This window comes from Clostridium sp. CAG:265 (genome assembly GCF_000436575.1).
Lineage (GTDB): Bacteria > Bacillota > Clostridia > Clostridiales > Clostridiaceae > Clostridium > Clostridium lentum.
The window spans coordinates 15335-39043 of record NZ_FR886642.1 but is presented as its reverse complement, the minus strand read 5'-3'; the positions used below and the strand labels follow the sequence as shown (position 1 = coordinate 39043).

Sequence of the window (23709 nt, the reverse complement as noted above, 5' to 3'; positions counted from 1 at the left end):
TATAATTATTTAAATCCTTAAAAAATCAAGGAAATGTATAAAAAAATTTTTTAATAAAAAACTAAAAATAGGTATTTACAAAATGAAAGAAAAAGAGTAATCTGTATCTAAAGAATAATTATTGTTAATTAATAAACATAATCTATTAAAATTTTTTATTTGGAGGAAGAATTAAATGAAAATAGTAGTAGTTGGATGTACTCATGCAGGAACAGCATCAGTAGTTAATTTAAAAGAACTTTATCCAGAAAGTGATATTACAATATATGAAAAGAATGATAATATATCATTTTTATCATGTGGTATTGCATTAAATGTTGGTAAGGTAATAGAAGATACAGAGAGTCTTTTTTATAACTCTCCTGAAAACTTAGCTAAATTAGGTGTTGTAACTAATATGAAGCATGAGGTATTAGATATAGACTTTGAAAATAAAACTTTAAAAGTTAAAAATTTAATCACAGAAGAAGTTTTTGAAGACAATTACGATAAATTAGTATTGACTTTAGGGTCATGGCCAATAGTACCAAGATTTGAAGGTGGAGAATTAGAAAATATAGTTTTATGTAAAAATCATGATCATGCACTAAATATAATAGAAAAATCAAAAGATGCAAAAAATGTTGTTATTATTGGTGCTGGATACATTGGTGTTGAACTTGTTGAAGCATTTGAAATGCAAGGTAAAAACGTAACACTAATAGATGCTGAAAAGAGAATAATGGCAAAATATTTAGATAAGGACTTTACAGATGTAGCTGAAAAGGAATTCTCAGATAGAGGAGTAAAATTAGTACTTGGAGAAAAAGTTCAAAAGTTTAATGGTGAAAATGGTAAAGTAACAGAAGTTATTACTGAAAATGGAACATATCAAGGTGATTTAGTAGTATTATGTATAGGATTTGCTCCTAATACTAAGTTGGTTCAAGGTAAATTAGATACATTACCAAATGGAGCTATTATAATAGATGAATATATGAGAACAAGCAAAGAAGATGTATTTGCAGCTGGAGATTGCTGTGTTGTAACATATAACCCTGCTAAGGATACAAGATATATTCCACTTGCTACCAATGCGGTAAGAATGGGAACGTTAGTTGCTAGAAATATAGTTAAACCAACACTTAAGTATATGGGAACTCAAGGAACTTCAGGAATAAAGATATATGAGCAAAATATAGCTTCAACAGGAATGACTGAAGAAGTAGCTAAGGCGACAACAAAGATGAATATTGCTACAGTTTCATTAACTGATAATTATAGACCAGAGTTTATGCCAACTTATGAACCAGCAACAATAAAGATTGTTTATGATGCAGATACAAGAAGAGTTTTAGGTGGACAGATAATTTCTAAAGTAGATTTAACTCAATTTATGAATACTTTATCAGTTGTTATACAAAATGATATGACAATAGAAGAATTAGCAATGACAGATTTCTTCTTCCAACCACACTACAATAAACCATGGAGCTTATTAAATGCAGTAGCACTTAAGGCTTTATAAAAAAAGGACTCGGATAGCGAGTCCTTTTTTAGTTAAAGGCTATGTACTTTTTAACTAAAATTGATTTTTAAATTTTAAAGGTGGACTAAAATTATTTTACAATATATAATATATTTTAAAGTTAATATATTTTTTAGGGATAATGGGAACGTTCCCTTAACTGTATAAATGTTAAAAAGAATTAACATTTATAAATGATTATTGAGGAGGATTAATAATATGAAAAAGGTAATAGCTATAGGTGAAGCATTAATTGATTTTATACCACATGAAAAAGGAAGAGCATTAAATGATGTAGAAAACTTTTTAAGAGTACCTGGCGGAGCTCCATTAAATGTTGCGGCAGCAGTAGCTAAGTTAGGTGGAAAATCACAAATGCTTACAAAGCTTGGACAAGATGGATTTGGTGATGCAATATTAAATGAAGTAAAACCTTTAGGTGTAGATGTTTCAAGAATATCAAGAACAAATGAAGCTAATACAGCTCTGGCATTTGTATCATTAAGAGAAGATGGAGAAAGAGATTTTTCATTCTATAGAAATCCAAGTGCAGATATGTTATTAAGTGCTGAAGAAATATGTGTAGAAGACTTTAATGAAAAAGATATATTGCATTTTTGTTCAGTAAGTTTAATAGATGCACCTATTAAAGAAGCACATAGAAGAGCTATAGAAATAGCTAAAGAAAAGGGGTGTTTAATAAGCTTTGATCCTAATGTAAGATTACCATTATGGAAAAATCCTGAAGATTGCAGAAAGGCAATACTAGAATTCCTTCCATTATCAAATATAGTTAAGATAAGTGATGAAGAATTAGAATTTATAACTGGTATAAAAGATGAGAAGGAAGCTTTAGATTTTTTATTAACTGGTGATGTAAAGGTGATAATATATACAAAAGGAACTAATGGTGCAGAATTTATAACTAAGGAAAGAGTTATTTTCTCACCTTCATTTAAAGTTTCAGCACAAGATACAACAGGAGCAGGAGATTCATTTATTGGCTCATTATTATATCAAGTGGCAGAAGGGGAATATTCATTAGAGCAATTAGTAGATTTATCAGAAGAAAAAGTACAAGAAATATTAACTTTTTCTAATGCTACAGCAGCTTTAACTGTATGTAAAAAAGGTGCTATAGGTGCATTACCATTAAAAGAAGAAGTTTTAGCAAAAATCAGTGAGAGGTAAGTATATGATTACTAGAGCGGAATATGAGCAAAAAATTAAAGAGCATATAGATAATAATATGCCAAAGATTCTTTCAGATAAGTGGAGAAGTAAATATCATATAATGGCACCAATTGGTTGGATAAATGATCCTAATGGACTTTGTCAATTTAATGATGAATATCATGTCTTTTATCAATATTCACCTTTAGAAGCTAAAGGTGGTATGAAATTTTGGGGACATTTTGTATCTAAGGATTTAGTGCATTTTCAGGAAAGAGATATTGCCATATATCCAGATGTGAAGGAGGATAAGGATGGAGTATACTCTGGATCAGCATTTGTAAAAGATGATACAATGTATTTCTTCTATACAGGGAATGTTAAACATGATGGTGAGCATGATTATATACTTACAGGAAGAGAGCAAAATGTAATGTTAGTTACAAGTAAAGATGGAATAGAGTTTTCAGAAAAGAAGATTCTTTTAAGGAATTCAGACTTTCCAGAAAATATGTCACTTCATGTGAGAGATCCAAAAGTTTGGGAAGAAGATGGAACTTACTATATGGTTCTTGGAGCAAGAGGTAAGGATGATAAAGGATATGTATTATTATATAAATCATCAGATCTTTATAATTGGACGTTACATTCAGTACCAGCTGGTGGAGAAGAAAATATGGGATATATGTGGGAATGCCCTGATTTATTCTATGTAGATGGCAAGACTGTCTTTATGTTTTCACCACAAGGATTAAAAGCTGATGGATTTAAATATAATAATGTTTATCAAAGTGGATATGCCTTTGGAAACTTTGTAAATGATAAAAAAGAACTAAAGTTAGGAAACTTTGTAGAACTAGACAGAGGTTTTGACTTCTATGCACCTCAAACTTTTGAAGATGCAAAAGGAAGAAGAATAATGATTGGTTGGATGGGTGTTCCTGATGCAATAGAACATAAAAATCCAACAGTGGAAAACTATTGGCAACATCAACTGACTTTGCCAAGAGAATTAAAGATAATAAATAATAAACTGTATCAATTACCATTAAAGGAATTAGAAACTTTAAGAAAAGATTTAATTGAAAGTAAAGTAGACTTAGATAATAACAATGTTTTAAATATCATAGATAGAAATACCTTTGAGTTAAGAATTGATTTAGAGCAATGTAGCAAGTTTAGTATGAAGCTTAGAGAAGATTGTGTAGTATCTTTCACAGAAGGTGTATTTAAACTTATACAAGGAGACAGTGGATATGGTAGAGATGAAAGAGCTGCTTATATAAGTAATCTTAGAAGCATAGATATATTTAGTGACAATTCATCTATGGAAATATTCATTAATGATGGTGAAGAAGTGTTCACTACTAGAGTTTATAATGAGAGCTTAGATAGTGATATTATTCTTTCAGGTAAAGGTACAGCTGTAATAAAAAGATGGAATATTTAGTATAGTAATAAAGAGTTGATATTAAATCAACTCTTTATTACTATAAAAAAAATAAGGAAATAAGTGGCTCAGGTGTAGAAATAGTAATGTGGGGATTCGTCTTGATGCTTGCAGGGATTCCGTTTTATATTTATAATCATCATAAAAATAATCAATAATAAAAAGATAAAAAAATGTCTATAGCAGTTTTTTTATGATATACTGGAAATAATACTAAAGACTATATGGAGGGGCAAAATGAAAGTAGAATGGAATAAAAAATATACGACCATAGCTATTTATGCATTTTTAGTAATATCATCAAGCATAATAGTATATCTTATGGCATCTCAAGCAGAAGACTTAAAAATTAAGTTTAGTGGAATGATTGCAACAATGCAGCCATTTATAATAGGTTCAGCAATAGCATATATAATTAATTTTATATTGAATTTTTATGAAAAAGTAGTTTTTGAATTAAAATATCTAAATAAACTAAATAGAAAATATAGAAGGGGAATAGGGTTATTACTTTCTTATTTAACAGCTATTATAGTGATATCTTTATTCATGCAGTTTGTATTGCCGCAATTAGTAGACAGTATAGTAGGGTTAGCTAATAACATTCCTCAATATGTTAATGATGCAAGCCATGTTATTACAGAAATCAGTGAAAAATTTAATTTAGAAAGCAAATATATGAATATGATAGTTGAAAAATGGAATGAACTATTAAACTATATCATTACTTTACTGACAAACCTTATACCTGTTATAGGTAATTTCATTATGACGCTAGGTTCAAGTATTTTAAATGTAATAATTGGAATAATAGTATCAATTTATATATTGATAGATAAGGAAAAGTTTATAGCTTTATCAAGAAAGGTCACTTTCAGTATTTTTTCAGCAGAAAGATCAAAGAGAATAGTAGAATTAGCTCAAAGAAGTAATGAGACTTTTGGTAAGTTTTTAAGTGGTAAAATTTTAGATTCATTAATAATAGGTATACTGACTTTTATAATATTAACAATATTTAAGATGCCATATATACTTCTTATATCAGTTGTTATTGGTATAACTAATATAATACCATTCTTTGGACCGTTCTTTGGAGCGATTCCATCAGCTATTATAATCTTATGTGTATCTCCAATTAAAGCATTATGGTTTATTGGAATAATATTAGTTATACAACAAATTGATGGTAATATAATAGGACCTAAAATATTAGGAGATTCCATTGGAATATCAGCATTTTGGATATTATTTTCACTACTTATATTTGCAAAATTTCTAGGACTTATAGGAATGATAATAGGTGTACCTATATTTGCAATAATTTATTCAATAATTAAAGAAAACGTAGAGAGAAGACTAAAGGCAAAAGGATTGCCAGTTGAAACAGAAAAATATAAATAGATATAAATAAAAAGATAGTGAATGAACTATCTTTTTATTTATATAGAAGTAATTAAGTTTTTAATTTTTTCACAGTTTACAAGTGATACTAATGAATCGTTAAATAAGGTAGCCTTTTTTAATATTTCTAAGGCAGCATCATTTTCATTATTATTAAGTAGAATTAATCCTAAATAATAATAAGGTTCCATAAAGGATACATTACTATCAACAAGCTCTTTAAACTTTACTTCAGCCACATTATAGTTTCCTAATAAATAATTAGCTTCAGCAAAATTTGATTTAAGAACATTACTAGTATCGTTATAATTTAGGCCTTTATCTATAATAGTTAAGGCATCATCTAATTTATTATTTACAATAAGTAGAGAAGTAAGTGTTTCATAAAGATAAGTTGTTTCACTTTCTTCTAAAAGTTCTTTAAGATAATTTATAGCTTCATCTGATTTGTTATTTTTCCAAGCAACTAATGATTTAGATATCTTAATAGATAGTAAATCAGCAGATTTAATTTTAGAATTATTCAAAGATAGAGAGTTAATATAGTTTTGGGCTATAGTGCAATCTCCATATTTAAGTTCCATAATTAAATAATTGTTAACAATAAAGCCAGGAATATTTTTTCTATTTACAGTTTGGCGGTAAAGCTTTAAAGCTTCTGAGTAATTTTTGCCAGAATATAATTTGTTTGCTTTTATAATTTTTCGTAAATAGATGTTTTTACCAAGAAGTATGCATAGAGCTACTAATAACAAGGTTATGGCTAGAATCTTATTAATAGACAATGTTACTAAAAATATTATAATAAAAAATAAGATATAAATTGTAGATTGTTTTATATTTCCCATTTTAACCACCTATATATTTAATAATTATTAAAGAATATTATACAATAAATTACAAAAATACTAAAGAAAATATTTTTTAGATTATTTTTGATAAATGTAGCGGAATAATTTTCAAATAAAAAAACAATATTTTTTTATGCTGATTTTATGAAGTTTTATAGATAATATTACGATAATTAATTATAAAATATATTATGTGAGGTGAAAAATAGATAAATTTTATCTATATATTTATGATTAATAATTTAGAACATAAGTTTAAAGTATATTATTGTATCAAAAAGAAGAAGAGTAATCCAGTAGGTGATATTATAAATGATTTTTACTTTCAAGATGAATTAGGTTATGTTTATGCTAAGGATAAACATGAAGCAGTAGAAAAGTTCTTTAAAAACTTTGGTTTTATGAATGTAATATCTAAGATTGAGCAGATGAATTAATAAGTTAATCCATAAAGTTATAGAAAATATTTATTGATTAACTTATTTGAAATATAAATATTAAAAAGTACTTGCTAAAAAATATTTACTATCATAAAAAAAATTGATAGACTATAGTAAAAGTTACATTTTTAGAAGGGACATAGGAAGATGAGCAAAATATTTGTTAATTACCCTAAGTGCAGCACATGCAAAAGGGCAGAAAAGTTTTTAAAAGAAAACAATGTAGAATTTGTTAATAGAAATATAGTAGAAGAAAATCCAACAGCGGAAGAATTATCTTTATGGATGGATAAAAGTGGTTTAGAACCAAGAAAGTTTTTTAATACATCTGGTGTTTTATACAGAGAAATGAATTTAAAAGATAAGATAAAGACTATGTCAAAGGAAGAGATGATTGAAATATTATCCACTAATGGAATGCTAGTAAAGAGACCGCTATTAGTTACAGAAGATATAGTGCTTGTAGGATTTAAAGAAGAAAATTATAAAGAAATTATATAAAAGAAGTAGTAGAACTGTATATATGGCAGTTCTATTTTAAATTAAAGGTAAGATAAGATTAGCATTAATATACAATATTTCAGTAATATGTTAAAATACTAAGTGGAAGGAGACATTTATATGGAAAACTACATCATAAGAAGTAAAGCTAGAAGACAGCTTAAGGATAGAATGGGACTAGCGGTTGGAACAATATTACTTTCGACAATTTTACTTAATATAGTAAATGTAATGTTGGATATTACAGATGATAATATATTACTGTTTTCTTTACTATTTGCAATAGGATACTTATTTATTTCTGCCCCAATACAAGCAGGGAGATGCAAGTTCTTGTTAAATATGGTTCAAGGAAAAGAAGAACCAAAGATATCAGATTTATTTTCACAATTTAATATATTTTTAAAAGTATTTACCATGAGCTTAATAATATTTATTTTTCAATCTTTAATCATGTTAATATCAATTTTAATTATAAAAGGCTTATTACCAGCAGATGTAATGAGCACAAAGTTATCAGTTAGTAGTATTACTTTAATATTTATGATTTTATTAGCAATATCAATTTTTTTATTTTTTATTGATATAATTTATTCACAAGTTAACTATATAATGGTTGAAGAACAGGAAATAAAAGTAATTGAATGCATGAAGAAAAGTAGAAAGATGATGAAGGGATTTAAATTTAAGTATTTTAAACTACAAATCTCTTTTATTGGTTGGTGGATATTTTCAATATTTACTTTAGGTATAGCTACTTTATGGGTAAATCCTTATTCAATGCTTGCAAATGCAAACTTCTATGAAGAAGTAAAAAATATTAATGTGGAGGTGCAGCATGAGAAAAATATATTATGAAGATCAGTATAAGAAGGAATTTGTAGCTGAAGTAGAAGCAATTGAAGAAATAGATGATAAATATCATGTTAAGCTTAATGAAACTGCTTTTTTTCCTGGCGGAGGCGGGCAGCAAAATGATTTAGGATTTATTGAAAAAATACCAGTAGTAGATGTATATGAAAAAAATGGGGAAGTATATCATGTTTTAGAGAAAAAACTTATTAAAATACATAGAGTAAAATGTTCCATAGATTGGGCAAGAAGATTAGATGGAATGCAGCATCATTTAGGACAGCATGTTTTATCAGGATGTTTTTATCAGCTATTTAATGCTAATACTGTCAGTGTTCATGTTGGAAAAGAAATTGCAACGGTAGATATTCAAGGAATACTGACAGAAGAACAAATAAGGCAGGCAGAAATTAAAGCAAATGATTGCATTAGAGAAAATATTAAAGTAGAAATGCTTACGCCTACAAAGTCAGAATTGAAAAAAATTAAAATTAGAAGAGATTTACCAAATACTAATGAAGAGATAAGGATAGTTAAAATTGGTCATTTAGATATTAATGCTTGTTGTGGAGTACATCCTTCTTCAACATTAGATTTAGGAATAATAAAAATAAAAAAATGGCAAAAGCATAAAGGAAATACAAGAATTGAATATCTAGTAGGAAATAGAGCTTTTAATGATTATTTGAAAGTTGATAATTTTAGCAATGATATTTGTAAATATCTAAGCTGTGGAAAAGATGATGTTATTAATACTATTAACAATTTATCAAACCATATAAAAGAGTTAAGTGATGAAAATAAGAGCTTAAATATTAAGTTATCGGATTATCAGATTATTGAAATGCTAGAAAGTTCAGAAAAAATAAAGGATATTTCAATTATAAAAAATATATATAAAGATACAGATATGAAAAATCTTATTAAATTAGCAGATAGAATTACAGAAAGAAGTAAAGCTATTGTATTATTTGCTTTAGTACAAGATGATAAAGCTAATATGATATTTAAATCTTCTGCCCAAGTTAAAGATGTTTCTATGAATGACCTTTTAAAAGACGCTATAAGTTTAATTGATGGTAGAGGCGGTGGAAGTCACAATCAAGCCCAAGGTGGTGGAAAGAATAATAGCAATCTTAAATCTGCAATGGAATATGCAGTGATGAAAATAAATAAACAATTAAAATAATTAAATTGAATACTTAGATTTATTACTTTGAATATCAGTATGAATAGATAGCACTAATATATTTTAGTACTGTCTATTTTATTTTCATAATGAAACAAATAATAACATTTATTTTTAACTTTCATATAATAAAATATAAAAAATATATCACAAAGGAGATATAATTATGTACTATGAGAAACCAAGAGAATATGAAGAGTTTGAAGATATATGTGATGTAAGAGGTTTTGAACAGGCTGAAGACAGTGGGAAATTTGATTGCAGAATTGGTGAAGATGATATACAATGTTGTAGTACCAATGATAATGTTGATTGTGTAGATATAGATCAAACTTCATATTCTAAAGGATGTTGTAATAATCATGCAGAATTCATTATAAGCAGTTTTCAAGAGTGTTATGAAGAAGAGCCTTGTATTGAGCAGTGTAAATGTAATGTAGAAGAAAAATGTAATGCAGAAGAAAGATATAATATAGAAGAAAAATGTAATGCAGAAGAAAAATATAATATAGAAGAAAAATGTAATGTAGAAGAAAATTATAATTATTATAATAAAGAAAATTGCTTAGAGAATTATGAATGTAAGCCAAAGAAGCACCATAAAAAACCAAGGAAGATGCCTTGTATGGAATATCAAAAGGGCATGCAGGTAGGATATAGGATGGGGTATATGAAAGCACAGCAAGAATTTAGAAGAAGGATAATGTATATGTATAATATGTTTCAATGCAGATAGTCATATATTCTTTTAAATAGAAAAGTTGAATTTTTCAACTTTTCTGTTTAGTTTATAATTATAGTATACTTTCAGCATATTTGGTAAAAATATATATGTATATTTATCAGGAGAGTATAAATGAAAGATTTAATTTATAAGATAGATGCTTTTGGCGAAAAAATCATAGGATTTATCTATAATAAGAACAAATTTCTAGATAAATTAATGATAGCAATTACTTTAAGTGGCGATTTAGGTATTATATGGATTATAATTTCTTTTTTCTTGTTTAGTAGAAAGAAGTATACTAATGTAGCCATTATGCTATTATTGGCCATAGTATTAGCGTCTATATTAGGTGAAGGAATAATTAAACATATAGTAAAGAGAAGGAGACCATTTATAAAAAATAAAATAGCAAAATTATTGATTCCTCATCCAGGAACATACTCTTTTCCTTCAGGTCATACAGCATCTTCTTTTGCAGCAGCTACTGTATTTATAAGAACTGATATGAGACTTACATCTTTAATAGTTGCTATAGCTGTTTTAATATCTTTTTCAAGATTATATTTACGAGTTCATTATTTATCTGATGTTATAGGTGGAATAATACTGGGAGTTTTTTCAGGAACAATAATAGTCACTATGTTTAGTTAAATAGGAATATATTAAGGTTTACCTTAATATATTCCTATTTTTTTAAATTATATATTTAACAAGCTTATTGGGGAAAAGATCATTAAATTCATTGGTAAAAAATTCTTTGATTTCATCAAGAGTCTCTTTAGGATAAAGATATTTTCCATATCCAATTTTCATATATGAAAATTGGATAATTTTTAATGAGGTAATATAATTATTATCATAAATTCAGCTGATAATATTGTCAATGAGTTATATATTAAAAGCTTAGATAAGTATTGTGTTTTAAGGGTACATGTATCTGTAAAACCAATAGATGAAGCAACAACAATAGTATCTTTATTTTTACTATTTGCAATATTGGTGGGACTTGTGATGGCATTGGTAATATCCACATATTATTCAAGAGCTATCAGTAAGTCATTTATAAAAATAAATGAAGCAGCTAAGAAAATGGCAAAGCTTGATTTTGATAATTATATAGAAGTTGACGGTCAAGATGAAATTACTCATACGCCAAATGGAGAAAATATAATAATAAAAGGACAACTTCACAAAATTACTGTGGAAAACACAGGGGTAACTATTGAAGAAGCTGAACTTAAAAAAGTATTTAATGCTTTTTATAGAGTTGATAAATCGAGAAATAGAAAGACTGGTGGAACAGGGCTTGGTTTATATATAGTAAAAACTATTTTTGATAAAAATAAAAATATTAAATATAATATGAATTCAAAAGAAAATTCTGTAGAATTTTCGATAGAATTCTAAAAAGCAGCCGTTATTAGAAAAAAATGGTTGTTTTTTTATGTTTTTGTAAAAATAATGTTGACAAAAATACTAGGACATTGTATCATACTGAAGTAGATGATAATGAATATCAATATATATAAATAAAATGCGGAGGATAAAATGAAAAAAAGATATTTAGCAATAGCTTTAGTAATATTATCGTTTATTTCGTTGTTTATAGGAGTAAGCAATATAAGTATTAAAGACATATTAGCTGGTGACAGCAGTAAGGTGCAGATAATTTTAATAAGCAGATTGCCAAGGCTTATCAGCATAATAATTGCTGGTATGGGACTAAGTATAAGTGGTCTTATAATGCAGCAGATAAGTAGAAATAAGTTTACATCACCTACAACGGCAGGGACTATGGATTCAGCTAAAATGGGTTTGATGTTTGCTATGTTATTTATGCCAAAGGCAGGAGTAATATCAAAAGCTATTTTTTCATTTGTCTTTGCATTATTAGGATCTTTAATATTTATGACCATATTAAAAAAGTTAAAAGTAAAGAATATAATCTTTGTACCTTTAGTAGGTATGATGTTTGGAAATCTTGTTAGCTCCATAACATCATTCATATCTTACTATAAAGATATGAATCAATCATTAAATGCATGGTTTCAAGGAAGCTTTTCTACTGTAATGAAGGGAAATTATGAGTTGCTTTATTTATGTATACCAGCAATTATATTAGCTTTTGTATATGCAAACAAGTTTACAATTGCAGGAATGGGAGAGAGTTTTTCTACCAATTTAGGCTTAAATCATGAAAGAATAGTAAATATAGGATTGATATTAGTTTCAGCAGTATCAGCACTGACGTTAGTTATGGTTGGTAATATTCCTTTCTTAGGACTTATTGTTCCTAATCTAGTAAGTATATCTAAAGGAGACAATCTAAAAAATTCGCTAGTTGAGACATGCCTTTTTGGAGGAAGTTTTGTACTTCTATGTGACATAATTGGAAGAGTTATTATTGCTCCATATGAAGTTTCGATTGGACTTACTGTAGGTGTTATAGGTAGTGCGATGTTCTTATACTTAGTTATGAGGAGGAAAAAATAATGCAAATTAGCAGGGACAAAAAAGCAAAAAATCAGATAATTGTATTATTGACACTTACAATAATAGCATATATAGTTTTTGTTGTTATTGGCATGAATAAAAATAATATGGATTATCTTTTATCAAAAAGAATTCCAAAGCTCATAGCAATATCTTTAAGTGGTGGAGCAATTGCATTTTCATCAATCATATTTCAGACAATATGCAATAATAGAATTTTGACACCTAGTGTATTGGGGTTAGACTCAGTATATAGCTTTATACAAACCATAGTTGTTTTTGCATTTGGTAGTACAAGCATTGTAATGACCAATAAAAATTTAAATTTTATTTTATCGTTAATAGGAATGTTGATTATTTCAACTTTACTATATAAGTTTGTTTTTGGAAGAGATAATAATGGAATAATGCATTTATTATTAGTGGGATTAATATTGGGAACATTTTTTAGCAGTCTTACATCATTTATGCAAGTGATTATAGATCCTAATGAGTATTTAACATTACAAAGTAAGCTTATAGCAAGCTTTAATAATGTAAATACTGATATAATTATTTTATGTATTCTGATAATTTTATGTATACTTCCTTTTATATATGATGAATTAAAACTACTTGATGTGATGGCATTGGGAAAAGAACAAGCTATAAATTTAGGAGTAAACTATGATAAAGTTATGAAAAAGCTTTTAATAGTAGTTGCTGTTATGACAGCAATGTCTACAGCATTAGTAGGACCATTAACATTCTTAGGACTTATAGTTGTAAATGTAACATATCAAATAGTGAAAAGTTTTAAACATAAATATTTAATTATTACTTCAATATTAATAAGTGTTTGTAGCATAATAGTGGGACTTATATTTGTTGAAAGAATATTTAAATTCACTACAACATTAGGAGTAATAATAAACTTTATAGGAGGATTATATTTCTTATATCTATTGCTTAAAGAATCAAAACTTTAGAGAATAAGAAAAATTTTTAAAGTAAGGGAGAATCGCTATGATAGAAGTAAGAAATTTAACTAAAAAATATGGCAATACAAAAGTAGTTGATAATGTATCTTTAAACATAGAAAAGGGAAAGATGATTTCGTTAATTGGACCTAATGGTGCAGGTAAAAGTACGGTTTTATCAATGATAACAAGATTAATGGATATGGATGAAGGACAAGTTATTATAGATGATATTGAATTATCTAAATGGGATAATAGAGAACTTTCAAAAAGAATTTCAATATTAAAACAAGCAAATGATGTTAATTTACGTTTAACAATAAGAGAACTTGTTGAGTTTGGAAGATTTCCACATTCTCAAGGTAATATAACAGAAGTAGATAATGAGTTTATAGATAAAGCCATTAAATATATGCAGCTTGAAGATATTGAGCATAGATATTTAGATGAGTTAAGTGGTGGACAAAAACAAAGGGCGTATATAGCAATGGTAATTGCACAAGACACAGAATATATATTTCTAGATGAACCATTAAATAATTTAGATATGAAGCATTGTGTACAAATGATGAAGGTTATTAGAGGGCTTGTAGATGATTTAGGAAAAACAGTAGTTACTGTGTTACATGATATTAATTTTGCATCATGCTATTCAGATATAATTGTAGCTTTAAAAAATGGAAAAATGTATAAGCAAGGTGAAACTTTATCCATCATTAATAATGAAGTATTAGAAGATTTATATAATACAGAATTTAAAATACAAGATATTGAAGATAAAAAAATATGTATTTATTTCTAAAAAATAAGCCTTGCTTATTTTTTAAAAGAATTTATTGATAATGAAATTCATTATAAAATATTAAAGTTAATTTTAGGAGGAATAATAATGAATAAAAAAGTTTTAGCAATAGTTGCAGCAGCGGCTGTAGTAATAGCTGGAGGAGCATATTTACTTAAGGGGAATAAAGTAGAAAGTAAATATAGTGAAGGAGCTATAGAGGTTACACATAAATTAGGAACTACTGTTTTAAATGAAGCACCTAAAAATGTAGTAGTATTAGACTTTGGAGCATTAGACGTACTTAGTGAAATGGATGTAAATATAGTTGGTTTACCTAAATCAGGAACTTTACCTGAATATTTAGAAGAGTTTTCAGGAGAACAATATACTAATGTTGGTAGTGTAAAAGAACCAGATTTAGAGGCCATTAATGAATTAAATCCAGACTTAATTGTAATGGCTGGAAGAATGTCTGATTATTATGAAGAATTTTCTGAAATAGCACCAACTGTATATGTAGAAAGTGATGGTGCAGATTATATAAATAGTTTTAATAAAACGGCAACAATGTTTGGTGATATATTTGATAAAGAAGAAAAAGCTACAGAAATAATTGAAGAAGTAGCACAAAAAGTTAAAGAAGCGAATGCTGAAATAGCAAAGAAAGATATTAATGCATCAATAATAATGGTTAATGGAAGAAATATCAGTGCTTATGGTGCAAAATCAAGATTTGCACTTATTCACAATGAATTAGGAATTAAAGCAGCAGATGAAAATATTGATGACTCTACACATGGACAAGAAGTTACATTTGAATATTTAGTTGAAAAAAATCCAGGATATATATTTGTAATTGACAGAAATTCAATTACAGGTTCTAAAGACATAACAGCTCAGTCAATTATTGAAAATGAATTAACAAAACAAACAGATGCTTATAAAAATGGAAATATAGTGTATTTAAATTCAGTTAACTGGTATACAGTATCAGGTGGATATACTTCAACTTTAAATATGATAGAAGAAGTTTTATCAGCAGTAAAAGCATAATATAAATATAAAAAGTCTTTGCAATTAATAGCAAAGACTTTTTATAATATAAAGATATATATGTAAAAATTACATTTGTTGAGTTATAGATTTATTTAAATATTTATGAGATAATGAATAGAAAAATATTATATAAAAGGTGATCTAATGTATAAGGTAGCAATTTTTGATTTAGATGGGACGTTATTAAACACTTTGAAAGATTTGGCTGATGCTTGTAATTTTGCCTTAAGGTCGCATGGCTTTTCAGAACATCAAATTGATGAATATAAATATTTTCTTGGAAATGGAGTATATAAGCTAGTGGAAAGAGCATTGCCAATGGATAAAAAAGATGGTGAAACGGTAGATAAAGTTTTAACAGAATTTAAAAAATACTATGAAAAGCATAAGAGTGATTTTACTAAGCCATATGATGGTATAGAAGAATTATTAATAGCTTTAAAAGAAATAGGAATAAAAACAGCAGTTGTTTCCAATAAACCACATGAATTTGCAGTTGAAATAGTAGAAAGATATTTTGGTAAATCTTTTGATATAGTTTTTGGAAAGAGAGAAGGATACTTGGCAAAGCCAGATCCAACAACTGTAATAGAGACATTAAATCATTTTAAATGTAAAAAAGAAGAAGCAGTTTATATTGGAGATTCCGATGTTGATATGTTTACAGGAAAAAATGCCGGTCTTTTTTCCATTGGTGTTGCGTGGGGATTTAGAGGTGCTAGAGAATTATCTGCTGCTGGGGCAAATAAAATAGTATATACTTCAGAAGAATTATTAAGTGAAATTATCAAATAGTATTAAAGTTAAGGTAGGTACATTAATATAACAGTAGTAAATAAAAATGTAGATTATAAACAATTTTTATTAAAAATAAAGGGTAAACAATAATGTATAATTTTTTATTAATATTATAGAGGTAGAAAAATGAATAAATTAAGAAAGAAAAAAAGGAAAAAAATAAAGCCTTTTGAGTTAAAAAAAATCAATGAACAGTCCATTGATAGATTAATACTTGTAGGCATATCTATAGGTGTAGTAATAGTAGTTTTACTTTTAAGAATGTTATATCTTACTATTATAAAGGGTTCAGAGTTAGCAGAGAAAGCTGAAACAGAATGGAAATCAGAAATGAATTTAACGGCTATGAGAGGTAATATAGTAGATAGAAATGGTTCTATTCTAGTTACATCAACTAATGTTTATAGAATTGAAGTAGATATGGATACATTAAGAGCATATGTTGATGATGAAAAAACCACTATAGAGAAAGTATCTGCCAATATAGCTGAAGCGATAGGTACTTCCTATGATAATATTTATAAAAAGCTCAGTGATAAAGAAAATAAATTTATAATTTTATCTAAAGGACTTGAAAAAGATGCTATAGATAAGGTAAAAGCTTTAGAAATTGCTGGGTTAGTTTATTATGATGAAATAGAAAGATATTATCCTAATGGTAATTATTTATCTCAAGTTTTAGGTACAATCAATTCAGAAGGTGTAGGATTAACAGGATTAGAGCTTCAATATGATGATTATTTAAGTGGACTATCAGGAATACGTATAGGAGGTATTGATGCTTATTCTAATGATCTTCCATTTGTAAGTGGAAAACAAACTAATGCAATAAATGGGAAGGACATTGTTACTACCATTGATGAAAATCTTCAATATTATGCAGAACTTGTAGCTAAAGAAGGCCTTGAAACACATAAAGCAAAGCGAGTATCCATAACAATAATGAATCCTAATAATGGAGAAATATTAGCTATGGCAAATGCACCAGGATATGATCCCAATAGCCCATATGAAGAATATGAAAACTTTGAAGGAGACACTGAAAATGATAAAATTCAAAATATGTGGAGAAATTCTATTGTAAGTGATACTTATGAACCAGGATCTACATTTAAAATAATTACCATGGCTGCTGCTATGGAAGAAGGATTAATTCATGATGATGATGTGTTTGTTTGTAATGGAAGTAAGACCTTTGGAGATGTTCAGGTTCATTGTTGGAACTTGTCAGGGCATGGTGCACAAACAGCAGCAGAAATACTTAAAAATTCATGTAATGTTGGATTTATGGAATTAGGTGCAAGATTAGGTGCTGAAAAGTTAAATGAGTATATTAAAAAATTAGGTTTTGGGAGTATTACAGGAATAGATTTACCAGGTGAAGCAGAAGGTATTGTGAAAAGTACCAATAGTATCAGTGATATTGATTTAGCAACAATAGCATTTGGACAAACTAATACATTAAATGCTCTTCAGCTTTTAACAGCAGTTAATGCAGTTGCTAATGGTGGAACTTTAATACAGCCTCATATTGTAAAAGAAATAACTCATAAAGATTCTAATGGAAATACTATTGTTGATAAGACAATAGAAGGAAAGAGTACAGAAAATGTGCTTTCAGAGAAAACATGCGCAACTTTAAGAGAGTATCTTGAAAGGACTGCTACACAAGATGCTGGAGCAGGGACTTTTGTCCAAGGATACGATATTGGAGGAAAAACAGGAACAGCTCAAAAGGTTGATCCAACTACAGGAGCATATTCAGCTGATAAATATATTGCATCAATGGTTGCAATGACACCAGTAGATGATCCTCAATTAACGGTATATATATCAGTTGATGAGCCAAGTACAGGTGTGTATTATGGTGGACAAGTAGCATCACCACTGATGAAAAAATTATTTTCTTATATATTCTCATATATTGAGTCTCCAACAGGTAAAGCTAGTTACTCAATTTCAAAAGATGTAGTTATACCTGAAATAAGAGGAAAATCAGTAGAAGAGGCTAAAACTATTTTAGAAGAAAATGATTTAGGATGTGAAGTTGAGGGAGAGGGAAATACTATTGTTTCTATAAACCCATATCCAGGAACTACTGTAAAAGCTGGTTCAAAGATAAAATTAACAGCATCTGCTAAATCTTCAATAGACAATAAAATAATTATGCCAGATCTTGCTGGAACAACAGTGGAATTTGCCATTAACCTTTTAGATAATTTAGGACTTCAATATGAATATGAAGGAAGTGGAAAAGTTGTTGAGCAGAGTATTTCTAGCGGAGAATTAATAAGTAGTGGTACAAAAGTGAAATTAGTATTTAAGGAAGAATCTGAATATTAGTGGAGGAAATAAGTGAAGGAGAAGAAAGCTAAAAAAAGAAGTAAGAAAATAAGCAGAAAAAAAAGCAAGAAGGGTATTGGTGATTTAGTAATATTCTGGACAATAGTTGTTTTAGTGGCAATTGGTTTTATAATGATATTTTCATCAAGTTCCTATTCAGCATATTTTGAATATAATGGCGATAGATATAAAATTGTTAAAAAGCAAATTTTATGGACAATTATAGGATTTGTTTCAATGTATATCACTATGAATTTTAATTATCATTATTATAAAAAATTAGCCAAACCAATATATATAAGTGTTTTTCTACTTTTGTTAGGTGTTATGGTAGGAGCAAAGCTAGGATTTACTAGCTTAGTTCCCAATATAAAAGGAGCTACAAGATGGATACATTTAGGACCACTATCAATACAACCTTCAGAGTTATCTAAATATGCTATTGTTATAGCATTAGCAACATTAATGGATAAGAGAAAAAGTAAAATAGTAGACTTTAAATCTGGAGTATTAGTCTATTTGGGTGTAGGAGCATTTATGGCAGGGTTAGTATTGTTACAAAATAGTTTAAGTGTTACCATAATAATAATGGCAGTGACACTTATAATGATTTATGTGGCAGGAGGAAAGTTTAGTCATGTATTTACTGTTGGTGTAATGGGAGTAATAGGAGCTATAGGTTTTATATTTAGTACATCATTTAGAAGAGCTAGATTTTTAAACTTTCTTGACCCTTGGCAAGATGCAACTGATGTTGGGTACCAACTTATACACTCTTTATATGCCATAGGATCAGGTGGATTTTTTGGTGTGGGGTTAGGTCAATCTAAGCAAAAAGCACTATATATTCCAGAACCATATAATGATTTTATTTTTTCAATTATAGTTGAGGAGACAGGATTTTTAGGTGGTATGCTGATAATAGCATTATTTATTGTATTAATTGCTGCTGGTATTAATGTAGCAATTAAAGCAAAAGATATGTATGGTAGACTTTTATCCACCGGGATAATATCAGTTGTGGCAATACAGCTTATAATAAATGTTGCAGTTGTAACTGGTAGTATGCCAGTTACAGGAATTCCAATGCCTTTCATAAGCTATGGAGGTACTTCTATGGTGTTTATTATGGCAGCAATGGGTATACTACTTAATATATCGAAAGTAAGTAAGAGTTTAGAAAAAAATGAATTGGCATAAAAAACTGTAGTAAGGCAAATAATATTGCCATACTACAGTTTTTTATATTGACAATAATATATTATATAAAATATACTAAAACGGTAGGAATACTAAGAAATGATGGAGGAGAATATGGAAAGTACGTTTTTAAGTGAATTTTTATTTATAACTGATATAAAAACCATAGCATTTATTGCGATTTTAGTGGCAATATTTATTTTAGTTAGGAAAATGGAGAAGAAGAAGATTAAATTCTCTACAAGGATGATTTCTGCTATGGGTATAGGTCTTGTGTTAGGATTTATTATTCAGTTAGTAGCGGGATTTCCAGAAAAGCCGTCTTCAGTAAGATGGATTGAGGAAGTTAGCAAATGGTATGGACTAGTTGGTAATGGATTTATGGATCTTTTAAAGATGCTAGTTGTACCTTTAATATTTGTATCTATAATAAGAGTTATTATAAACATGAAAGATGGTGTAAATTTAGGGAAGCTTACATCAAAATCATTATTAGTTTTATTAGGAACAACAACCCTTGCTACAATAGTAGGATTAGTTGTAGGAAATTTATTTAACTTAGGAGTGGGAGAAGTAGTAGCAACATCTAATACAGATATTAGAGAAATAACTTCTATAGTGGATACCATAAGAGGATTATTGCCTTCTAATCCAGTACAAGCAATGGCTGAAGGGAATATAGTTGCAGTTGTTATCTTTGCAGCATTTATAGGAACTTCTATGAAGAGATTAAATAAAAAATATAGTGATGTTATTAAACCAGCTTGGGATTTAGTTGAAGCATCTTATAAAATAATAACAAGTGTGGCAATGACAGTAATTAAATTTATGCCATATGCTGTAGTAGCTTTATTAGCAAATACAATAGCAGCTAGAGGTGTAAGTGCAATTTTAGGAGTAGTTGATTTCATTATTGCCTTATATGTAAGTGTGGCTATAATGTTTATAATTCATTTAATTATTATAGCTTTAAATGGATTAAATCCAATTAAATATGTAAAAAATGTTATGGAGCCTTTAATATTAGCTTTTACGTCAAGATCAAGTTTAGGTACTCTTCCAGTAACAATTGAAACTTTAACAGAAAAAGCAGGAGTTGATAATGGTGTTGCTAGCTTTGTAGGAAGTTTGGGATCGAATGCAGGAATGAATGGTTGTGCAGCAATATATCCAGCTCTAATGGCAATTACCGTAGCTAATATGTCAGGAACACCAATGGATTTTAGTTTCTATGGAATGTTATTAGTTATTATAGTAATAAGTTCTTTAGGAATAGCTGGACTTCCAGGAACAGCTACTATGGCAGTATCAGTAGTTATATCTGGTATGGGAATGGGATCATACTTCCCTCTATTAGGAGGAATAATAGCAATTGATCCTATATTAGATATGGGAAGAACAATGCTTAATGTAAATGGTACTATGGTTACAGCTGTAACTGTAGCAAATTCATTTGGTGATATAGATAAAGATAAATTTAATGAATAATTAGAATCAAAAGTCTTTGTAATTTATATTACAAGGGCTTTTACTATAGGAATGGTGATTTTAAATGATAATTTCAAGTAAAGGAAAATACGGATTAGTAGCTTTAATGGATATTTGTTTGTATTCAGGAAGTGAAGCTGTTACGCTAAAAAGTGTTTCGAAAAGGCAGAATATTTCTGAAAGGTATTTAGAACAAATTTTTTCTATACTTAGAAAAGGTGGTATAATAACATCTAAAAAAGGAGCACAAGGTGGATATTTTTTAGCTAGAACTGCAGCAGATATAACTGTAGGTGAAATTTTAAATATTTTAGAAGGAGATTTGAAAATAGTATCTCCCAGTGAAGAGAGAAATGATATAGAATGTTTTATGCAGAAGAATATTTGGAATAATATTAATAGGCAAATAGAGGAATACTTCGATTCAGTAACTTTAGAGGCGCTAGTAAAAGACTATATAGAAGGAAAAATTGCCATAATGTATTATATTTAAGCTTGCTATAAAAAATATAAAAAAATATTGACATATATGTTTAAATAATTTATCATTTAAGCATAAAGTTTTATGAAAATTAAATATCGAATCTTATCAAGAGTGGTGGAGGGACTGGCCCTGTGAAACCCAGCAACCTATTTTTAATTGAGAATTAAAAGTTTATGATTATGTATAAAAGTCTTAAGGGACTTTTTTACAATCGTATTTTATAGAAACTTAAGAGAATTTTTATAATTAAGTATCAATTGAATTTGTGGTGCTAATTCCTGCAGCTTTTAGCTGATAGATGAGAGAATGAATGAGTAATGTTTTTAACGTGCTGGATTTATTCTCCAGTACGTTTTTTTGTTTTACAGTAAGTAAAGTAGACGATAGGTGGGGATAACTATGATTAAATTAACGAGCGTAAAGAAGAATTTTGGTCATGTAGAGGTGTTAAAGGATATTTCAATTGAGATAAATGAAGGTGAAATTTATGGGCTTATAGGGCACAGTGGAGCTGGTAAATCAACCTTGCTTAGATGTATAAATGGTTTAGAGAGCTATGATGATGGCTCAGTAAATGTTATGGGCAAGGAAATTAAAAATTTAAATAAAAATGAATTAAGAGCCTTTAGAAAAGACTTAGGAATGATCTTTCAAAACTTTAATTTGCTAAATCGAAAGACTGTCTATAAAAATATAGCATTACCTTTAGAAGTATGGAACTATGATAAAGATAAGATTAAAGACAGAGTGTTGGAGCTACTAAAATTAGTTGATTTAGAAGATAAGGTAAATAGTAAACCAGGGCAATTAAGTGGTGGACAAAAGCAGAGAGTAGCTATAGCTAGAGCCCTTGCTTTAAATCCTAAAATTCTTTTATGTGATGAAGCTACATCAGCTTTAGACCCTAAAACAACAAAAGATATTTTAGCTTTATTAAACAAGATAAATAAAGAGTTAGGAATAACCATTGTAGTGGTTACTCATCAAATGGAAGTTGTAAAAGAGATATGTGAAAAGGTAGCGTTACTTGAAGATGGAATATTGGTTGCTAAAGGTGCTGTGGAAGAAGTATTCTTAAAACCAGGAATATCCATAAAGAAATTTTTAGGTGAAGAAGAAAATGATACATTACCAACAAGTGGAGTAAATATAAGAATTTTATTTCCAAGCAAATGTTCTGAAAGTGCAATTATAACTAGGATGGCAAGAGAACTAGAAATAGATTTTTCTATAGTTGGAGGAAAACTTGAAAAATTCAGGGAGGATGTATTAGGAAGTTTGGTAATTAATATTGATAAAAGTCAAAAAGATATGGTTTTATCATACTTAGAAGATAAAGATATTATTTTGGAGGTGCTAAAGTAATGGCTGATATAATATTAAAAGCATTTAATGAAACAGTATTTATGACATTTTATTCAACAATATTCTCAGTGATTTTTGGTTTTATCTTAGCTGTAATATTGACAATTTCAGCAGAAGATGGTTTAAGGCCTAATAAGGTTGTCTATAAAATCCTTGATGTGATAATAAACATATTAAGAAGTTTTCCATTTATTATTTTGATGGTATTTATAATTCCGTTAACTAGAGCTATAGTGGGAACTTCTATTGGCAAAGAAGCAGCCATTGTTCCATTAACCTTTGCTGCAGCACCTTTTGTAGCAAGAATTATCGAATCATCACTTAGAGAAGTAGATAAAGGAGTTATTGAAGCAGCAAAATCTTTTGGAGCATCAGATTTTCAAATTATTTTTAAGGTTATGTTAAAAGAAGCAGTGCCTTCTATAGTGTCAGGACTTACTCTTACAATTATTAGCATTATAGGGTATTCAGCAATGGCAGGAACAGTTGGTGGGGGAGGACTTGGTTATTTAGCGGTTAGCTATGGTTATCAAAGATTCCAAAAAGATGTGATGATTATAACAGTAATAATATTGATAATAATAGTACAAGCGTTACAAATGCTAGGTAATTATTTATATAAAAAGTTAAACAAATAATTTAGGGGGA

23 protein-coding genes and 1 riboswitch are annotated in these 23709 nt (G+C 28.3%); of the genes, 22 read left to right on the top strand and 1 reads right to left on the bottom strand.

Translation table 11 applies throughout. The annotated features are described in order from the left end of the window. Window positions 1-175: 175 nt before the first annotated feature. The 4 genes from Q5O29_RS10955 (at window position 176) to Q5O29_RS10940 (ending at window position 5531) form a co-directional block, all read left to right on the top strand. Entirely contained in the window at window positions 176-1507 is a 1332-nt protein-coding gene (locus Q5O29_RS10955; RefSeq protein ID WP_022212986.1) for an FAD-dependent oxidoreductase, read from the top strand. A gap of 219 nt (window positions 1508-1726) precedes the next feature. Further along, a complete protein-coding gene (locus tag Q5O29_RS10950; protein ID WP_022212985.1) occupies window positions 1727-2698 on the top strand; it encodes a carbohydrate kinase in 972 nt (323 codons plus the stop codon). Between the two features lie 4 nt (window positions 2699-2702). Then, entirely contained in the window at window positions 2703-4130 is a 1428-nt protein-coding gene (locus Q5O29_RS10945; RefSeq protein WP_022212984.1) for a glycoside hydrolase family 32 protein, read from the top strand. Between the two features lie 237 nt (window positions 4131-4367). Beyond that, entirely contained in the window at window positions 4368-5531 is a 1164-nt protein-coding gene (locus Q5O29_RS10940) for an AI-2E family transporter (protein ID WP_022212983.1), read from the top strand. Window positions 5532-5569: 38 nt separating this feature from the next. On the opposite strand, the gene Q5O29_RS10935 is transcribed toward Q5O29_RS10940, so the two are convergent. After that, window positions 5570-6379: a lipopolysaccharide assembly protein LapB gene (locus tag Q5O29_RS10935; protein ID WP_022212982.1), complete on the bottom strand. Its 810-nt coding sequence runs from the start codon at window positions 6377-6379 to the stop codon at window positions 5570-5572. Between the two features lie 233 nt (window positions 6380-6612). On the opposite strand from Q5O29_RS10935, the gene Q5O29_RS10930 reads away from it, so the two are divergent. The 18 genes from Q5O29_RS10930 (at window position 6613) to Q5O29_RS10845 (ending at window position 23699) form a co-directional block, all read left to right on the top strand. Next, a complete protein-coding gene (locus Q5O29_RS10930; RefSeq protein ID WP_022212981.1) occupies window positions 6613-6819 on the top strand; it encodes a hypothetical protein in 207 nt (68 codons plus the stop codon). A gap of 150 nt (window positions 6820-6969) precedes the next feature. Further along, window positions 6970-7323: an arsenate reductase family protein gene (locus tag Q5O29_RS10925; protein WP_022212980.1), complete on the top strand. Its 354-nt coding sequence runs from the start codon at window positions 6970-6972 to the stop codon at window positions 7321-7323. Between the two features lie 120 nt (window positions 7324-7443). Further along, on the top strand, window positions 7444-8181 hold the full coding sequence (locus Q5O29_RS10920) for a DUF975 family protein (RefSeq protein ID WP_022212979.1): 738 nt from the start codon (window positions 7444-7446) through the stop codon (window positions 8179-8181). Beyond that, entirely contained in the window at window positions 8162-9364 is a 1203-nt protein-coding gene (locus Q5O29_RS10915; protein WP_022212978.1) for a DHHA1 domain-containing protein, read from the top strand. The genes Q5O29_RS10920 and Q5O29_RS10915 overlap by 20 nt, the downstream gene beginning before the upstream one ends. 166 nt (window positions 9365-9530) lie before the next feature. Continuing rightward, window positions 9531-10100 carry a hypothetical protein gene (locus Q5O29_RS10910; protein ID WP_022212977.1) on the top strand — a complete coding sequence of 190 codons (570 nt, stop codon included), beginning with the start codon at window positions 9531-9533 and terminating at the stop codon, window positions 10098-10100. Window positions 10101-10220: 120 nt separating this feature from the next. Beyond that, a complete protein-coding gene (locus Q5O29_RS10905; protein ID WP_022212976.1) occupies window positions 10221-10742 on the top strand; it encodes a phosphatase PAP2 family protein in 522 nt (173 codons plus the stop codon). Between the two features lie 360 nt (window positions 10743-11102). Beyond that, the gene (locus Q5O29_RS10900; RefSeq protein ID WP_022212975.1) at window positions 11103-11498 is read left to right on the top strand and encodes an ATP-binding protein; all 396 of its coding nucleotides are present in this window, start codon (window positions 11103-11105) and stop codon (window positions 11496-11498) included. Window positions 11499-11639: 141 nt separating this feature from the next. Continuing rightward, window positions 11640-12584 (top strand): ABC transporter permease, encoded by a 945-nt coding sequence (locus Q5O29_RS10895; protein ID WP_022212974.1) that lies wholly within the window; start codon window positions 11640-11642, stop codon window positions 12582-12584. Next, the gene (locus tag Q5O29_RS10890; RefSeq protein ID WP_022212973.1) at window positions 12584-13552 is read left to right on the top strand and encodes an iron chelate uptake ABC transporter family permease subunit; all 969 of its coding nucleotides are present in this window, start codon (window positions 12584-12586) and stop codon (window positions 13550-13552) included. The genes Q5O29_RS10895 and Q5O29_RS10890 overlap by 1 nt, the downstream gene beginning before the upstream one ends. A gap of 37 nt (window positions 13553-13589) precedes the next feature. Beyond that, window positions 13590-14345 (top strand): ABC transporter ATP-binding protein, encoded by a 756-nt coding sequence (locus Q5O29_RS10885; protein WP_022212972.1) that lies wholly within the window; start codon window positions 13590-13592, stop codon window positions 14343-14345. Between the two features lie 87 nt (window positions 14346-14432). After that, window positions 14433-15380, top strand: a complete 948-nt coding sequence (locus Q5O29_RS10880; RefSeq protein ID WP_022212971.1) for a siderophore ABC transporter substrate-binding protein — start codon at window positions 14433-14435, stop codon at window positions 15378-15380. A 147-nt stretch (window positions 15381-15527) separates the two neighbouring features. Continuing rightward, window positions 15528-16178: an HAD family hydrolase gene (locus Q5O29_RS10875; RefSeq protein WP_022212970.1), complete on the top strand. Its 651-nt coding sequence runs from the start codon at window positions 15528-15530 to the stop codon at window positions 16176-16178. Between the two features lie 129 nt (window positions 16179-16307). Further along, window positions 16308-18524, top strand: a complete 2217-nt coding sequence (locus tag Q5O29_RS10870) for a stage V sporulation protein D (protein ID WP_022212969.1) — start codon at window positions 16308-16310, stop codon at window positions 18522-18524. A 48-nt stretch (window positions 18525-18572) separates the two neighbouring features. Then, complete coding sequence (gene ftsW, locus Q5O29_RS10865; RefSeq protein ID WP_186835244.1) at window positions 18573-19724, top strand: putative lipid II flippase FtsW; 1152 nt, start codon at window positions 18573-18575, stop codon at window positions 19722-19724. Between the two features lie 114 nt (window positions 19725-19838). Beyond that, window positions 19839-21212 carry a cation:dicarboxylate symporter family transporter gene (locus Q5O29_RS10860; RefSeq protein ID WP_022212967.1) on the top strand — a complete coding sequence of 458 codons (1374 nt, stop codon included), beginning with the start codon at window positions 19839-19841 and terminating at the stop codon, window positions 21210-21212. A 64-nt stretch (window positions 21213-21276) separates the two neighbouring features. Continuing rightward, on the top strand, window positions 21277-21705 hold the full coding sequence (locus Q5O29_RS10855; RefSeq protein ID WP_022212966.1) for an Rrf2 family transcriptional regulator: 429 nt from the start codon (window positions 21277-21279) through the stop codon (window positions 21703-21705). Between the two features lie 90 nt (window positions 21706-21795). Then, window positions 21796-22001, top strand: a riboswitch (SAM riboswitch). 94 nt (window positions 22002-22095) lie between these two features. Continuing rightward, window positions 22096-23061 (top strand): methionine ABC transporter ATP-binding protein, encoded by a 966-nt coding sequence (locus tag Q5O29_RS10850; RefSeq protein ID WP_022212965.1) that lies wholly within the window; start codon window positions 22096-22098, stop codon window positions 23059-23061. Continuing rightward, on the top strand, window positions 23061-23699 hold the full coding sequence (locus Q5O29_RS10845; RefSeq protein WP_022212964.1) for a methionine ABC transporter permease: 639 nt from the start codon (window positions 23061-23063) through the stop codon (window positions 23697-23699). The genes Q5O29_RS10850 and Q5O29_RS10845 overlap by 1 nt, the downstream gene beginning before the upstream one ends. Window positions 23700-23709: the final 10 nt, after the last annotated feature.

What these genes read in the sequence shown, in the direction of transcription:
- Q5O29_RS10955 (WP_022212986.1), top strand. Translation starts at nt 176, where the DNA reads ATGAAAATAGTAGTAGTTGGATGTACTCATGCAGGAACAGCATCAGTA.
- Q5O29_RS10950 (WP_022212985.1), top strand. Translation starts at nt 1,727, where the DNA reads ATGAAAAAGGTAATAGCTATAGGTGAAGCATTAATTGATTTTATACCA.
- Q5O29_RS10945 (WP_022212984.1), top strand. Translation starts at nt 2,703, where the DNA reads ATGATTACTAGAGCGGAATATGAGCAAAAAATTAAAGAGCATATAGAT.
- Q5O29_RS10940 (WP_022212983.1), top strand. Translation starts at nt 4,368, where the DNA reads ATGAAAGTAGAATGGAATAAAAAATATACGACCATAGCTATTTATGCA.
- Q5O29_RS10935 (WP_022212982.1), bottom strand. Translation starts at nt 6,379, where the DNA reads ATGGGAAATATAAAACAATCTACAATTTATATCTTATTTTTTATTATA.
- Q5O29_RS10930 (WP_022212981.1), top strand. Translation starts at nt 6,613, where the DNA reads ATGATTAATAATTTAGAACATAAGTTTAAAGTATATTATTGTATCAAA.
- Q5O29_RS10925 (WP_022212980.1), top strand. Translation starts at nt 6,970, where the DNA reads ATGAGCAAAATATTTGTTAATTACCCTAAGTGCAGCACATGCAAAAGG.
- Q5O29_RS10920 (WP_022212979.1), top strand. Translation starts at nt 7,444, where the DNA reads ATGGAAAACTACATCATAAGAAGTAAAGCTAGAAGACAGCTTAAGGAT.
- Q5O29_RS10915 (WP_022212978.1), top strand. Translation starts at nt 8,162, where the DNA reads ATGAGAAAAATATATTATGAAGATCAGTATAAGAAGGAATTTGTAGCT.
- Q5O29_RS10910 (WP_022212977.1), top strand. Translation starts at nt 9,531, where the DNA reads ATGTACTATGAGAAACCAAGAGAATATGAAGAGTTTGAAGATATATGT.
- Q5O29_RS10905 (WP_022212976.1), top strand. Translation starts at nt 10,221, where the DNA reads ATGAAAGATTTAATTTATAAGATAGATGCTTTTGGCGAAAAAATCATA.
- Q5O29_RS10900 (WP_022212975.1), top strand. Translation starts at nt 11,103, where the DNA reads ATGGCATTGGTAATATCCACATATTATTCAAGAGCTATCAGTAAGTCA.
- Q5O29_RS10895 (WP_022212974.1), top strand. Translation starts at nt 11,640, where the DNA reads ATGAAAAAAAGATATTTAGCAATAGCTTTAGTAATATTATCGTTTATT.
- Q5O29_RS10890 (WP_022212973.1), top strand. Translation starts at nt 12,584, where the DNA reads ATGCAAATTAGCAGGGACAAAAAAGCAAAAAATCAGATAATTGTATTA.
- Q5O29_RS10885 (WP_022212972.1), top strand. Translation starts at nt 13,590, where the DNA reads ATGATAGAAGTAAGAAATTTAACTAAAAAATATGGCAATACAAAAGTA.
- Q5O29_RS10880 (WP_022212971.1), top strand. Translation starts at nt 14,433, where the DNA reads ATGAATAAAAAAGTTTTAGCAATAGTTGCAGCAGCGGCTGTAGTAATA.
- Q5O29_RS10875 (WP_022212970.1), top strand. Translation starts at nt 15,528, where the DNA reads ATGTATAAGGTAGCAATTTTTGATTTAGATGGGACGTTATTAAACACT.
- Q5O29_RS10870 (WP_022212969.1), top strand. Translation starts at nt 16,308, where the DNA reads ATGAATAAATTAAGAAAGAAAAAAAGGAAAAAAATAAAGCCTTTTGAG.
- Q5O29_RS10860 (WP_022212967.1), top strand. Translation starts at nt 19,839, where the DNA reads ATGGAAAGTACGTTTTTAAGTGAATTTTTATTTATAACTGATATAAAA.
- Q5O29_RS10855 (WP_022212966.1), top strand. Translation starts at nt 21,277, where the DNA reads ATGATAATTTCAAGTAAAGGAAAATACGGATTAGTAGCTTTAATGGAT.
- Q5O29_RS10850 (WP_022212965.1), top strand. Translation starts at nt 22,096, where the DNA reads ATGATTAAATTAACGAGCGTAAAGAAGAATTTTGGTCATGTAGAGGTG.
- Q5O29_RS10845 (WP_022212964.1), top strand. Translation starts at nt 23,061, where the DNA reads ATGGCTGATATAATATTAAAAGCATTTAATGAAACAGTATTTATGACA.